Annotated in this window: 1 protein-coding gene; it reads right to left on the bottom strand. The window is 71.0% G+C overall.

The annotated features are described in order from the left end of the window. Nucleotides 1-314, bottom strand: a 314-nt coding sequence (locus tag VT52_RS35105) for a polyketide synthase dehydratase domain-containing protein (RefSeq protein WP_143071006.1), incomplete at both ends; no start/stop codon positions are given.

The raw sequence follows: 314 nt of genomic DNA, 5'->3' as shown, positions 1-314 counted from the left end.
TCGGTGTCGGTGGTGGCGGGGCGGGCGTGGATGGTGAGGGCGCGGTTGCCGTGTTCGTCCGTGGCGCCGACGGTGACCTGGAGGTGGAGGCTGCCGGTTTCGGGCAGGGCGAGGGGTGTTTCGAGGGTGAGTTCCTCGATGTGGGTGTGGCCGGTGTGGTGGGCGGCGTGGAGGGCGAGGTCGAGGTGTGCGGTGCCGGGGAGGATGACGGTGCCGGCGACGGCGTGGTCGGCGAGCCAGGGGTGGGTGGTGAGGGAGATCTGTCCGGTGAAGGTGGTGCGGTCGTCTTCGGCGGATTCGAGTACGGCGCCGAG

Origin of the sequence: Streptomyces malaysiense, from assembly GCF_000980885.2 — a bacterium.
In the GTDB taxonomy this organism is placed as follows: domain Bacteria; phylum Actinomycetota; class Actinomycetes; order Streptomycetales; family Streptomycetaceae; genus Streptomyces; species Streptomyces malaysiense.
This window is presented reverse-complemented; position numbering and strand designations above follow the sequence as displayed.